Below are 12,560 nucleotides of genomic sequence, written 5' to 3' on the forward strand. Positions count from 1 at the left end.
AGAGACGGCATGATAAGGGCGGGGCTAGTCACGCGGTGGGCCGTCGCGGTCATAGCAATCGGAAGCATCGCGGCGATCCAGTCGGGGGTATCACCGCTCGCGGCGCAGCAGGATGCGCAGCCACAGTCCAAGTGCAAGGCCGGTCCCAATACGCTCGGTGTCTCGCGCACGGTCGAGATCGATACGACCGGCGGCCCCCGCTTCGGGCGGCTGCAGTACCGCGATCATGACTTCCTCCAGGAAGGCGAAGTCGTCCTGACGTTCGACGACGGCCCCCATCCGTCGTTCACGCCCATGATCCTGGATGCGCTCGACGAGCAGTGCACCAAGGCGACGTTCTTCGTCCTCGGGCAGCGCGCACTGAGCTTCCCCGCGCAGTTGCGCGAGGTCGGCCGGCGCGGTCACACGATCGGCACGCACACCTGGGCGCACGCCAATCTCGGTCGGAGCAGTGCGGCACAGGTCGAATCCCAGATCGAGCTCGGCATCAGCGCCGCCCAGCTCGCGCTCGACGGCCCGACCGCCCCCTTCTTCCGCTTTCCCTACTTGAGCGATCCCGGCGCGGGACAGCGCCATCTGCAGAGCCGCGACATCGCCAACATCTCGATCGACGTCGATTCGCACGACTTTCGCACCAAGAGCCCGTCGCGCATGATCGCCAACGTGCTGCGCGGCCTTCAGGAAAAGAAGAAGGGCATCATCCTCTTCCACGACATCCAGCCTTCGACGGCGCACGGCATTCGCCAGATGCTCGTCGAGCTGAAGTCGCGCGGCTATCGCATCGTGCACATCAAGCCGAAGCAGAGCCAGTCGACGGTCGCGGAGTACGATCAGCGGCTCGAGCGCGATCGTCATGCGCGCCCGCCGCGCGTTGCCGCCGTGCGCCCGAGCTCGGCCCCGGCGGCGAGGCCGGCGCCTCAGCAGGCGGAGGCGCCCGCCGCCTCGCAGCAGCGCATCCGCGATACGCGCGACTGGCGCGACACGATCTTCGGGCGCTGGTGAGCTGACGTCGCGCTGCTATTGCGCGGCATTTCCTGAGATCAATGGACTCCCCTTCCCCTTCTCCCCGTAAGAACGGGGAGAGGGGAAAGCCTTACCGCCCCAGCTTGTAGAACTCGTCGTTCGGGCGCATGGCCGTGAGATTGGCCATGCGGTTCGAGAGCGCGAAGAACGCCGCGATCGCGCCGATATCCCAGACCTCGTCGTCGCTGAAGCCCTGCTTCTTGAGCCCCTTGAAATCCTCGTCCCCGACCGTCTCCGCCTCGAGCGCGACCTTCATGGCGAAGTCGAGCATGGCGCGCTGGCGCGGCGTGATGTCCGCCTTGCGGTAGTTGATCGCGATCTGATCGGCAACGAGCGGGTTCTTCGCGCGGATGCGCAGGATGGCCCCGTGCGCGATCACGCAGTACTGGCACTGGTTGGCCGCACTCGTCGCGACGACGATCATCTCGCGCTCGGCCTTGGTGAGCCCCTCGCTCTTGTCCATGAGCGTGTCGTGGTAGGCCATGAAGGCGCGGAACTCGTCCGGGCGATGGGCCAGCACCAGAAACACGTTCGGAATGAAGCCGGACTTCTCCTGCACGGTCTCGATGCGCGTGCGGATGTCCTCCGGCAGATCCTTGAGCTTCGGCACGGGGAAGCGGCTGATGGGCAGCATGTTGCTGGCGGGCGATTGCTTGTTCATGGCCTCGAGTGATCTCTGCTGGAATTACTGCTCTTGCTTCGCCGCGTGAACGGGCGCGCCGGCCGCGAGCCACGACTCGATCGCCTCGGGCAAGCCATCGAGCGGACGAAAGCCGCTCGTTACGAGCGCATAGCCGCCGGCCTCGGTGCCGGCCGCGAGCAGCGGGAAGCCCTGCACGCCCGCCTGTTGGCTCGTGAGAAAATCGCGGAAGGTCTCGTTGCGCGCCTCGGCCGAGAGCATCTCGAGCTCGAAGCGTTCCGCATCGATGCCGAACTCGGGCGCGAGCGCGGCCAGCACCTTCACGTCGGTCGTGTCTCGGTTCTCGCCGTAGAAGGCGCGCGAGACGCGGGCCTTGAAGGCGAGCGCGTTCTCCGGCGCGAGGCGCCGCATGGTGACGACGGCGCGGCACGCGGGCTCGGTGTCGTAGACGAAGTGCTCGCGCTCGAAGAACGAGAAGTCGAAGGGCTGGCCCGAGGCCTCGCCGACGCGCGTCCACGCCCCGCGGATGTACTCGCGATCCTTCTCCGTCATCTCCTTCGTGTTGCCGGCTCTGAGACCGCCCATGACCATGCGCACGGGCAAGCGCCCTTCGAACTGCTGCGCGAGCGCGCGGATCACCGGCGCGAAGCCATAGCACCACGAGCACATGGGATCGGCGAAGTAGATGAAGTGCAGCCCTTCGCGGCCGCTGCCGTCCGCCGACGGAATTGCCGTATCGGTCATTTTGGGACCTTTCCCGGGGCGCTCGACAGCCCCGTTGCATCACGCTAAAGCGTCGGACCCTCAAATGCGACCCACGGTTCGGATCGGGCTCGATATCGCATTTGAGGTCCAAAGACGCTTTAGAGTCAAACAGTCCTAAAGCAACTTTGGACTTGAAATTCGCTCCCTGCCCGCCGTCGACGTGAGGCGAATTTCAAGTCCGTTGCTTTAGTGAGCGAGCAAGACCAAGTCAAACAAGCGCCCGCGTACGCTCACGCCGGCCTCACGATCGGACGCCCACACCCCGGAACCATCAGCCGCCTCGCTCGTATCACCATCAGGCGATCGAGCATTCAAAAAGCATGACAGAAGAAAAGCGAATCATCAGGCGCCAGCGCGTCCTCAAGAGCGGCAAGATCATCTTCGCGGAAGGCAACTCCGTCGTGGACTGCATCATCCGCAATCTCTCCGTGACGGGCGCGCGGCTCGAAGTGCCGACGACCGTCGGCCTCCCGAGTGAATTCACGCTTCTCGACGCTCACGCCAACCGGCAGTACGCCGCGAAGGTCGTGTGGCGGCGTGGGGAGACCATGGGCGTCGAGTTCACCGACCCGCCCGAGGACGCGGACGAGGACTAGCGGCTCGCGCCGTCGAAGCTCTGCACCGTCAGGCTGTCGAGATCGATCGAGGGGACGCAGCGCAGATTGACCGCGCGCACCGGCGAGCCGTCGGGATTGGCGCCGTAGGCGAACGCCTCGGTGCCGCATGTCGCGCAGAACTGATGCTCGATCTTGTGAGTATTGAAGGTGTAGGGCCGTAGCGCGTCCGCACCGCTGATCAGCGTGAAAGCCTCCGCCGGGTAGAACGCGAGCAGGAAGCCCTTGCGGCGGCAATGAGAGCAATTGCAGCTCACGGCATTGGCCGGCGGATCCGCATCGACTGCGAAGCGGACGGCGCCGCAGTGACAGCTACCTTCGAATGCCATGGCACATGCTCCCGAATGAACTTTTCCGCGCATCACCGCGACAGATGATTGGCAGTCCCCGACACTGCCGGCCGGCGCCGGTCCCCGATCCTCGGAGCTACCCGATCTTTCGAGCTGAATGAGACAAGACCATGATGCGTGCCGCTCCCATCGCGCTCGCGCTTTCATTCCTCTCGCCCGCTTCGCCCGGCTTCGCCAAGGGCGGCCCGCGGACGCTCTCGGACTACAATATCCAGAAAGAATATCTCGGGTCCGGTCCGACGCTGCGCGCCAGATACTTCAACGGCATGACAACGCGCATCCAAATCGGCGCGCGCAGCAAGGGCCGCGGCTTCTTTCCCGGCCAGACCCGATATCCGACCGTCAGAATGCAGCGCGCGCGCTGAAACGCGGCGTGCACGGGCCGATTGCCGCAGCGCGCGGCAGGCAGGTGGCGGGTGTGTATGCTGCGGATCAGAGAGTTTTGAAGCTGGCAGGGGCGGCGGACTTCGGAATCACCACACGAGGCGCCGCCGGGCCGGCTATAGTCGCCGACAGTCATCATTCCCAACTCGTCAGGCTTTGCGCATGCCCACACCTCCGAGGAACGACGCCACCGCCATCGATCCCGTCAAGCTCGACCGCCTCGCCGAGGTGGCCGTGAAAGTCGGCCTGCAGCTCCGGCCGGGCCAGGATCTCTTCTTGACCGCCCCGGTCACCGCGCTTCCGCTCGTGCGCCGCATTGCCGAGCACGCCTACAAGGCCGGCGCGGGCCTCGTCACCACGCTGCTCTCCGACGAGGAGATCACGCTCGCGCGCTACCGCAATGCGCCCGACGCGAGCTTCGACCGCGCCGCCGGCTGGCTCTACGAGGGCATTGCCAAGGCCTTCGACAACAACACAGCGCGCCTCGCCGTGGTCGGCGACAACCCCATGCTGCTCGCCGGCGAAGATCCTTCGAAGGTCGCGCGCGCGAGCAAGGCGAACTCGATGGCCTATCAGCCGGCGCTGGAAAAGATCGCCGGCTTCGACATCAACTGGAACATCGTCGCCTATCCCGGTCCGTCCTGGGCCAAGCTCGTCTTTCCAGGCGAGGCGGAGGATGTCGCCGTCACCAGGCTCGCCGATGCGATCTTCTCAGCCTCGCGCGTCGATGGCACCGATCCCGTCACCGCCTGGGCCAAGCACAATGCCGCGCTCCAGAGCCGCACGGCATGGCTCAACGGCCAGCACTTCTCGGCCCTCCACTTCACCGGCCCCGGCACGGACCTGATCGTCGGCCTCGCCGATGGCCACGAGTGGCAGGGCGGCTCGTCGACGGCCAAGAACGGCATCACGTGCAATCCGAACATCCCGACCGAGGAAGTCTTCACGACGCCGCACGCGCGCCGCGTCAGCGGCCACGTCTCGAGCACGAAGCCGCTCTCCTATCAGGGCACGCTGATCGACAACATCGCCGTGCGCTTCGAGGCAGGCCGCATCGTCGAGGCCAAGGCCTCCAAGGGCGAGGAAGTGCTCAACAAGGTTCTGGATACGGACGACGGCGCGCGCCGTCTCGGCGAGGTGGCGCTCGTGCCCCATTCCTCACCGATCTCGAAGAGCGGGCTGCTCTTCTACAATACGCTCTTCGACGAGAATGCCGCCTGCCACATCGCGCTCGGGCAGTGCTACTCGAAATGCTTCATCGATGGCAGCAAGCTTAGTCCCGAGCAGATCGCGGCGCAGGGCGGCAACAAGAGCTTCATCCACATCGACTGGATGATCGGCTCGGACAAGATCGATATCGACGGCGTGCACGCAGACGGCCGCCGCGTGCCGGTCTTCCGCAAGGGCGAGTGGGCGTCCTGAGCGACGCCGCCGCTTCAGCGCTTCGGCGTCATGCCCTGCTGCATGGCGCCGGCCATCATCTTGCCGAGCTCCTGCGCCTGCGAGGCAAAGGTCTGGATCTGCGATTGCGCGAACTGCGTCTGCAGCGTCAGCACCTCCTGCACGTCCTTCGCCGCCGCCAGATCGCTCGCGAGCGCGAAGCTCGCCTCGGCATTTTCCTTGGCGAAGCCGATCGCCCGCTCCTGGACGGCCTGGAACCCGTTCGTGAGCTCATTGGCGGGCAGGCCCTTCGTCCACATGCCGACGGCCTGCGCCATGGCATCCATGAACTGGCCATAGGTCGCGCGGGCCTGCTCGACATTCTTCTCGGCGAGCTCGCGCATCTGCTGAGGGAACTCGAAGGGATTTTGGGCCATGAACGCCTCCTCTGAATGATCCGCGTCTGTATCAGACTAGTGTGACGATCGGGACACTAGGCTCTGTAGGCTCTGCTTCCGCATTCAGTCTATCAGGCTTCTGACAGACGGATAACCCTGAACGCCAGGCGATCGCAAGATGCCGGGTGCACGCGGGATCAGGCGGGACGCAGGCGCTCGCGCTCAACTCGTTGGCTGATCGAGCTTTCGGGTAAGACTCTCGAACTCGCGCCGCAGTTCCTCGTTGCGGAAGATCTGCTCGAATGTCGGCGCCTCGATCTTCTGGAGCGCTTCGAAAGTCGTCGCGCTCTCGCGCATGAGCACACGGAGCTGGAAGCTCGCCTCGACCGTCTCGTAGGTATTGTCCGCGATCTTCAGATCGTGCGTCGCGCGCGACCGCGCCCGCGCAATCTGCTCGCGCTGCTGGAGGAGGTAGCGCCGATAGCCCTTGGCTGCATCCTCGGCGAGGCGCTGGCTCTCCCGGTTCGCCTCGAGCGCGCGGCGCTGATCGGGCCGGTTCTCGGCGCGCAGTAGCTGGTTGGTCTTGGTGCGCGCCTGCTCGACGTCCTTCATGATGGCTTCGAGCTTCGGCATGTACTGCTTGTCGATCTTGTCGATCATCGAGTCCTGGGCGTGCACCAGGATGGCGAAGAGCGCCGCGTGCATGGCGAAGTACTTGCGCGCCGCGCCGATATTCTCGCCGGACGCCGCGAGCAGCTTGCCGAGCTGCCCGTCAATCAGTTTCGCCGAATTGAACACCGCGACGAGACGCACGATGTCGCCTGAGAGCACGCCGTCGAGCAGCAGGTCGATCTGGTCATTGCCGAGCTCGATGCCGCTCTTTGCGAGCGCCGCGCGGATCTCCTCCTTGGCCGCCGCGATCTGATCGCGATTGAGATCGATGCGCGTCTTCGAATCCGCGATATCGCGCTCGAGGCTGTCGACCGTGTCCGCTGTCACGCCAGGAATGAGCGCGCTCTTCGGCGCCGTGAGCTGCTTCTCGCGCAGCTTCACGATCCGGTCCTCGATCTCGCGGATGTTCTTGCGCAGGCCCTCGATCTTCTTCTGGCTCTCGACCACGGGAACATCGGTCACGATCCCGAGCGCGGCATCGAGCAGGTCGCGGATCTTGCGCTCGCGATCCTCGCGCGTCTCCGTCCAGAGCGGCTTCACGATGAAATCGCTGCTCGAGGGGAGCTTGCGCGCCTCGCCGCGATTGCGCGCGGTGTCGCTGAGGATGGCGTCGATCGCCTTCATGAGGCGCTGCGCCTGCTCGTACAGCGGATCGCCCTCGCGCGGGTCGCGCGTCATGGGCTCGGCCTGGGTTGTATCCGTCGGCTGCACCGCAGACGGCGGCGCTTTGCTCTGGCCCGGTGCGCCTTGGACGGTGCCCTGGACGCGATGAACGCTCGCGCCACTCTGCCTGATCACATCGGCAATGCCGTCACGCGACGGCTCCGCCGCCACGGCCAGCGACCCGAAACCGGCCGTCGCCGCCACAACGCACCCGAAAATCACCCCGCGCATGGCCGTACCTCCGCACACGTACATAGGGTGCGGATTGGGGCGTTACCATGGTCCGGGCATGAATATCGTTGACAGATTGGGTCCCCGCCTGCGCTGCGCGACCTCGGCGCGCGCCAATGAGCGCCCCAAAATGCAGCGAGGCGGGCTGGTCCATTCCTTTGGGCCCGCCTGCGCTGCGCGATGTCGGCGCCCACGAACTTCGGTCCCAAAATGCAGCGAGGCGGGCTGGTCCGTTCCTTTGGGCCCGCCTGCGCTGCGCGACCTCGGCGCCCACGAACCGCGATCCCAAAATGCAGCGAGGCGGGCCCGGGCGCCCGCCTCGCAACGGACAGGTGCACGCACCCGCCCGGGCCTCTCGGCCTCTACCAGTTGTCGATGCTGACGCCGACTGTGGATTTGGCGCGCAGCGGCTCCCCTGCGCCGGCGCGCCAACTCATCGAGCTCGGGCTCCGGGCCTCCGCTCTTCTCACGGGCAGGACGACGCCAGCACTAGGCCTCGCGCGCCGCCCCACCGATCCAATTGCCGGTGCACAGAAAACCGCGTTCCCCCCGCGCTTCCCGCGCCCGCCATGTTCATGCAGCCAGCCCTCTCGGAGCGGCGCACGGACACGCGATCCGGCATGACCTCAGAATAGCGGCGAACCACTTAACAAAACCTTAAACGGCGTGCCGCACGCGGTCGTCGGCCGACGGCAGCAAGCCGCTCGGCCCCCTCGCGTCCCGGGCTTTCAGTTGCCCCTACTCCGCCGCGTCGACCTGGATTTCGTCGAGCGCGTTGTCGACCACGACGGGCGTCTCGTAGAAGCTGATCTCCGGCTCCGCGCCGTAGCGGTCCGCGATCATCTTCTTCCACTCGGGCGTATAGACGCGCCCGGCCGCGGCCCGGCTCTCCCAGAGATAGACACCGCCGCCGATCCCGCTCTCGCTGTAGAGGTAGTATTTCCGCACGAGCCCGGCGAGACCGCGGTACTTGGGCGCCGAGCCCTTGAAGAGCTCGGCCGCGTCCTCGATCTTGACGCTCGGTGGAAGCTTGAAGCGCACGATGGCTGTAATCATCGCTTTCCTCCTCACGCTACGCACACGCGCGCCACGACGGCGCGCTCAGCTACTGCGGCCGCGTCGCCTCGAAGGCCGGCACGGCGGCCGCAAACTCGTCGAGCCACTTCACGAGCTTCGGATGGCCCGCGCGCCACTTCCCACCATGGCGGAAATCCAGATAGCCGAGCGCGCAGGCGAGCGTCAGATGGCCGTAGTCGGGACTTCCCTTCCACGCGGGCGGCGCCGCCTCGAGCTGCTCGAGCGCACGATCGACTTTCGCCTGCTGGCGATCGACCCAGGCCTGCACCTTCATGTTCTCGGGCCGAAAGCGCCCCTCGTACACGAGCAGCAGTGCTGCATCGAGTATGCCGTCGGCCAGCGCGCCGAGCGTCAGCGTGCGCCAGCGCTCCGCTCCGCTCTTCGGAAAGAGCACGGGCGCGCCGCTGAGCGTGTCGAAATACTCGCAGATCACGTGGCTGTCGAAGACCGCCTCGCCCTCATCCGTGATCAGACACGGGATCTTGCCGAGTGGGTTCAGCTTGTTGAGCGCATCGTCGCCCTTGTTCGTGTCCGTCGGCAGGATCTCGATCTTTGCGGCGAGGCCCTTCATGCCCGCGGCAATCTTCACCTTGCGTCCGTAGGGCGACAGCGGCGACGACATCAACTTCATGGTGAGCGGTTCCTCGGCGTTCTTCTTGAGATTACGGGCACATCGCGATCGTGCCGCGCCAATAGCCTGGCCGCAACCGGATTCGTGCAAAGCATTATGTGAGATTTGGAGAGCTGGCCGGCGTCCCGAGACTTTTGCCGTCGGCCTGGCACCCCGCCACACCAGCGCCAGCCAGCTCCCGTGAGACCTTCATACCGGGATCCTCACGGGCACGCCGCACAACTCTTCCGGTTATGCACGATCATGTCCCGAGTGTGGAGGAGGCGTCGGTCGGCGTTGCCTGTGGCTTATGTGCCCTCGTGGGCGAACTGGGCGAGCCAGACCGTGCGGCCGCCGCACGTTGCGTCCTCGACGACGTGCGCGACAACCTCGAAGCCGTTCGCCTTCAGAAGCGCGGCGTATTCGTCCGCATCGAGACTCGCATGATAGAGCGGCTCGCCGCAATAGCTGCCGATGGCTTCGCCGTGCGCCGGTCCGCTCGTGAACATGAGTGCGGCCCCCGGCGCCGCGTGCGCACGGAAAATGGCGAACATCGCGCGCTGATCCTCGACGGTCAGATGAAAGAAGCTGTCCCACGCGAGGATGCCGGCGAACCTCACTCCGAGCGCAAGCTTGCGCATGTCCGCCACGATCCACGTCTGCTCGGGAAAACGCGCCGCGCAGATCTGTATGAGCGAAGGCGCGCTATCAACGCCCGTCACGGCATGTCCGCTCTCGATGAGATAGCGCGCGATCGGCTCGCCGGAACCGCAACCCATATCGAGGACCGTCGCGCCGGGCGCGATCAGCGCGCGAAAGCGATCGAGCCAGCCCCGCTCGAACAGCGAGCGCCCACGATCGGCATCGAATGACTTCGCATGACGCTCGTAGAGATCGATGATCTGCTTCGACGATGGATGGACAGCGTCTCGCGTCATGTCTTCTGACCGACGTCGATGCGATTGCCATCCGGATCCGCGAACACGAAGGCGCGCTGGCCGTAGTCCTTGTCCTTGAGCGACTTGATGATGCGCACGCCGGCGGACTCGCAAATGGCGTAGAGCCCGGCCACGTCATCGACAAACATATGAAAGACATTCACCGTGGTTGGACGGTGGTCGCGAGCCTGGTTCAGGTGAATCTCCGCGCCGTCCTTCTTGAGAACCATGAAGCCGACGGGATCGCCGTTCTCGAACACCTTCTGGAACCCGAAAACACTCGAGTAGAAGGCATAAGCCGCCTGTATATCGCGAACCGAGATCCCGGGCGCCGCACGGCCGAATTTGATGTTCTGGACTGAAGTCTGGACCATCGCCGTCTCCGATCATAGCTGGCAGAGGCGGCGGTGCGCGTACCGGATTGAGGAGCGGTGTCCCTGCGGCAAGACTTGCACGACCGCGCGCAAAAGTGAAGTCTACGGCCTCATCGATGGGCTTCGGCCGCAGCTTTGGAATGCACGCACATGACGAAGATCGACTACGAGGCCGAATACAACAACCGCCGCCGCGTCCCCGAGCACGAGACGATCGCCGCCCGCTGGGCCGCCGCCTCGGCCAAGTGGCGCGAGGAAGCCGACCTCCTCGCCGACCAGTCCTATGGACCCGGCGAGCGTCAGCGCTATGACCTCTTCCGTGCGCGCAACGCCGCCAATGCACCGCTCGTCGTCTACATTCACGGCGGCTACTGGCAGCGCGGCGATCGCAAGGCCCAAAGTTTTCTTGCCAAGGAATTCAACACACGCGGCATCGACGTCGCACTGCCGTCGTACTCACTCGCGCCGACAGTCACCGTCGCCGCGATCGTCACGGAGCTGCGCCAGTGCCTCAAGACGCTTTATCAGCGCACGAAGAAGCGCCCCGTGGTCATCGGACACTCCGCGGGTGGCCACCTTGCCGCAACCATGCTGGCGACCGACTGGTCCACGGTCGGCGATGTCCCGAATGATCTCGTGCGCGCCGCCTATGCGCTGAGCGGCGCCTTCGATCCCGAGCCGCTCATCCCGACCTCACTCAACGCGGCCCTGAAGCTCGATGTCGCGAGCGCCCGCGCCGCAAATGCCATTGCCGGCCGTAAGCCCTCGCCCTCGGCGATCATGGTTGCTGCCGTCGGCGGTGATGAAAGTCAGGAGTTCATCCGCCAGAGCCTTGCTCTTGCCGCAGCCTGGAGTGCGGCCGGCGTGAAGGCGGAGTGCGTCGTGGTTCCGAATGCCAACCACTTCACCATGCTGGACGAGCTGGCACGCCCCGAGAGTGCCGTTCTGGCACGCGTCGTCTCATTGGCGAACAGTTAGCGGGAGCGGCGGCGATCAGGTGCGCTTGGTGGTCCAGGGTAAATAACGGGACGGACCGAGGTCCTCGGCAGTAATGGCCCTCGTATCCCGCTGAGCCCGGTCGAGCTCCAAAAGCGCGATTGCAAGCGCATTGCGCACGCGGCCGAGCTGCGGCTTTTGTGCGAGCTCATCGTGCATGTGCTCGATGGTCCAGCGCACGGTGGCGAGATCGATGCGTCCATCCGCCATGGTCCTCGGCCGGAGCTCGACGGGCTCGCTTTCCGTCGTGGCCGTTTCGTTCTTGATCATGGCGTTCCCTTACGCAGCACAGAGCCGTTTCGGCACATTTACCTTTGACCATGCCGCATCCGTAGCGGCCTCGCCTCCATAGAAGCATGGGCCGTGCCAGCGCGGCGGTCCGGGCATAGTGCAGCGCATCTGGGCAATCTTGCGGCCTGCGGCATTCCCCCGTCACCCCGTCCCAACGCGCGCCCACCCCACAGCTTTTTGGTGCGCAAGGCTTTCCTCGTCAAAGCGAATCTGGTCGGTCTCGCGCAGCGGAACGACGCTCGGGCATTTGGCTTTCGGGCACCAGGATTCCGGACAGGGGGCGGCAATGGCCAACTTCGCCACACATATCGGTGTCGGCACTGTCGCCAGCGGCATGCTTGCGACGCTCACCCTCGCCGCCGACGTTGTCGCGCCGGAAAACCTCGTCGCCGTCACGCTCGCCGGCGTGCTCGGCAGCGTCCTCCCCGACATCGACCTCAAGGATTCGCGCGCCGGTCGCGCCATGTTCGCCGGGCTCGCCGCCTTCTTCTCGTTCGCGGTTCTGTTCGCCTTCGCGGAGAAATTCTCGATCGCCGAGCTATGGCTGCTCTCGATCGGCACATTCCTCTTCTTCCGCTTTGTCGTGCACGCGATCTTCCATCGCATGTCCTACCACCGCGGCATCTATCACTCGATCCTCGCGGGCTTCTTCTTCGCGTTCGTCACCGCGATCGCCTACTATTACGTACTCGGACGGCATGAGGGGGTCGCCTGGCTCGCCGGCGGCTTCATGTTCATCGGCTATATGGTCCATCTCGTGCTCGACGAGATCTACAGCGTCGATGTGCTCGGCACGCGCGTGAAGCGCTCCTTCGGCACGGCGGTCAAGTTCTATGACGGGCGGCGCATCGACCATTCGATCGCCATGGCCGTCGCGACCGTTGCCGCGCTCATGCTGACCCCGCCGACCAAGACGTTCGTCGACGGCATGACATCCAAGAACATGTGGTCGGGCCTGCGCCAGCGCCTGCTGCCCCACGATCACAACTGGTTCGGCGTGACGGGGAACGTCGTGAGCTATGCCGGCAAGAGGACGCCCGCTGCCTCGCCGGACAGCGCCGCGCCCATTGCCACGGGCTCGATCCCCAAGGCCGAGGAAGCGGCTCCCGCGAGCGACACGCCCGCGAAACAGTAGGACCGGCCACTGTGACGCT

Annotated in this window: 16 protein-coding genes; 6 read left to right on the forward strand and 10 right to left on the reverse strand. The window is 65.3% G+C overall.

What is annotated here, in order from left to right:
- Nucleotides 1–9: 9 nt before the first annotated feature.
- Nucleotides 10–1,002 carry a polysaccharide deacetylase family protein gene (locus CS1BSM3_RS05865; RefSeq protein ID WP_072386083.1) on the forward strand — a complete coding sequence of 331 codons (993 nt, stop codon included), beginning with the start codon at nt 10–12 and terminating at the stop codon, nt 1,000–1,002.
- Between the two features lie 91 nt (nt 1,003–1,093).
- Here CS1BSM3_RS05865 and CS1BSM3_RS05870 read toward each other — a convergent pair whose 3' ends face one another.
- Entirely contained in the window at nt 1,094–1,684 is a 591-nt protein-coding gene (locus tag CS1BSM3_RS05870) for a peroxidase-related enzyme (RefSeq protein ID WP_174263631.1), read from the reverse strand.
- A 24-nt stretch (nt 1,685–1,708) separates the two neighbouring features.
- On the reverse strand, nt 1,709–2,407 hold the full coding sequence (locus CS1BSM3_RS05875; RefSeq protein ID WP_072386084.1) for a DsbA family protein: 699 nt from the start codon (nt 2,405–2,407) through the stop codon (nt 1,709–1,711).
- A gap of 341 nt (nt 2,408–2,748) precedes the next feature.
- Here CS1BSM3_RS05875 and CS1BSM3_RS05880 point away from each other — a divergent pair, with 341 nt between their 5' ends.
- Complete coding sequence (locus CS1BSM3_RS05880; protein ID WP_072386085.1) at nt 2,749–3,024, forward strand: PilZ domain-containing protein; 276 nt, start codon at nt 2,749–2,751, stop codon at nt 3,022–3,024.
- Here the strand turns inward: CS1BSM3_RS05880 and CS1BSM3_RS05885 are convergent.
- A complete protein-coding gene (locus tag CS1BSM3_RS05885; protein WP_072386086.1) occupies nt 3,021–3,371 on the reverse strand; it encodes a GFA family protein in 351 nt (116 codons plus the stop codon). The two genes, CS1BSM3_RS05880 and CS1BSM3_RS05885, sit on opposite strands and share 4 nt — an antisense overlap.
- Nucleotides 3,372–3,502: 131 nt before the next feature.
- Between CS1BSM3_RS05885 and CS1BSM3_RS05890 the strand changes: the two genes are divergently transcribed.
- Nucleotides 3,503–3,757: a hypothetical protein gene (locus tag CS1BSM3_RS05890; RefSeq protein ID WP_072386087.1), complete on the forward strand. Its 255-nt coding sequence runs from the start codon at nt 3,503–3,505 to the stop codon at nt 3,755–3,757.
- 181 nt (nt 3,758–3,938) lie between these two features.
- Complete coding sequence (locus tag CS1BSM3_RS05895) at nt 3,939–5,198, forward strand: aminopeptidase (protein ID WP_072386088.1); 1,260 nt, start codon at nt 3,939–3,941, stop codon at nt 5,196–5,198.
- Between the two features lie 14 nt (nt 5,199–5,212).
- Here the strand turns inward: CS1BSM3_RS05895 and CS1BSM3_RS05900 are convergent, their stop codons facing one another.
- The 6 genes from CS1BSM3_RS05900 to CS1BSM3_RS05925 all read right to left on the reverse strand — a co-directional run bounded on the left by CS1BSM3_RS05900 (nt 5,213) and on the right by CS1BSM3_RS05925 (nt 10,119).
- The gene (locus CS1BSM3_RS05900) at nt 5,213–5,593 is read right to left on the reverse strand and encodes a phasin family protein (protein ID WP_072386089.1); all 381 of its coding nucleotides are present in this window, start codon (nt 5,591–5,593) and stop codon (nt 5,213–5,215) included.
- Nucleotides 5,594–5,776: 183 nt separating this feature from the next.
- Complete coding sequence (locus CS1BSM3_RS05905) at nt 5,777–7,120, reverse strand: hypothetical protein (protein ID WP_072386090.1); 1,344 nt, start codon at nt 7,118–7,120, stop codon at nt 5,777–5,779.
- Between the two features lie 738 nt (nt 7,121–7,858).
- The gene (locus CS1BSM3_RS05910; RefSeq protein ID WP_072386091.1) at nt 7,859–8,176 is read right to left on the reverse strand and encodes a monooxygenase; all 318 of its coding nucleotides are present in this window, start codon (nt 8,174–8,176) and stop codon (nt 7,859–7,861) included.
- A gap of 49 nt (nt 8,177–8,225) precedes the next feature.
- Nucleotides 8,226–8,828 carry a glutathione S-transferase gene (locus tag CS1BSM3_RS05915; RefSeq protein WP_072386092.1) on the reverse strand — a complete coding sequence of 201 codons (603 nt, stop codon included), beginning with the start codon at nt 8,826–8,828 and terminating at the stop codon, nt 8,226–8,228.
- Between the two features lie 287 nt (nt 8,829–9,115).
- A complete protein-coding gene (locus CS1BSM3_RS05920; protein ID WP_072386093.1) occupies nt 9,116–9,745 on the reverse strand; it encodes a class I SAM-dependent DNA methyltransferase in 630 nt (209 codons plus the stop codon).
- On the reverse strand, nt 9,742–10,119 hold the full coding sequence (locus tag CS1BSM3_RS05925) for a VOC family protein (protein ID WP_072386094.1): 378 nt from the start codon (nt 10,117–10,119) through the stop codon (nt 9,742–9,744). Before CS1BSM3_RS05925 ends, CS1BSM3_RS05920 begins: the two co-directional genes overlap by 4 nt.
- 150 nt (nt 10,120–10,269) lie before the next feature.
- Here CS1BSM3_RS05925 and CS1BSM3_RS05930 point away from each other — a divergent pair, with 150 nt between their 5' ends.
- Complete coding sequence (locus CS1BSM3_RS05930; protein ID WP_072386095.1) at nt 10,270–11,097, forward strand: alpha/beta hydrolase; 828 nt, start codon at nt 10,270–10,272, stop codon at nt 11,095–11,097.
- Between the two features lie 15 nt (nt 11,098–11,112).
- Here the strand turns inward: CS1BSM3_RS05930 and CS1BSM3_RS05935 are convergent, their stop codons facing one another.
- The gene (locus tag CS1BSM3_RS05935) at nt 11,113–11,385 is read right to left on the reverse strand and encodes a hypothetical protein (protein ID WP_072386096.1); all 273 of its coding nucleotides are present in this window, start codon (nt 11,383–11,385) and stop codon (nt 11,113–11,115) included.
- Between the two features lie 307 nt (nt 11,386–11,692).
- Here CS1BSM3_RS05935 and CS1BSM3_RS05940 point away from each other — a divergent pair, with 307 nt between their 5' ends.
- A complete protein-coding gene (locus CS1BSM3_RS05940) occupies nt 11,693–12,541 on the forward strand; it encodes a metal-dependent hydrolase (protein WP_072386097.1) in 849 nt (282 codons plus the stop codon).
- Nucleotides 12,542–12,560: the final 19 nt, after the last annotated feature.

The sequence above is a fragment of the Hyphomicrobium sp. CS1BSMeth3 genome, from assembly GCF_900117415.1.
In the GTDB taxonomy this organism is placed as follows: domain Bacteria; phylum Pseudomonadota; class Alphaproteobacteria; order Rhizobiales; family Hyphomicrobiaceae.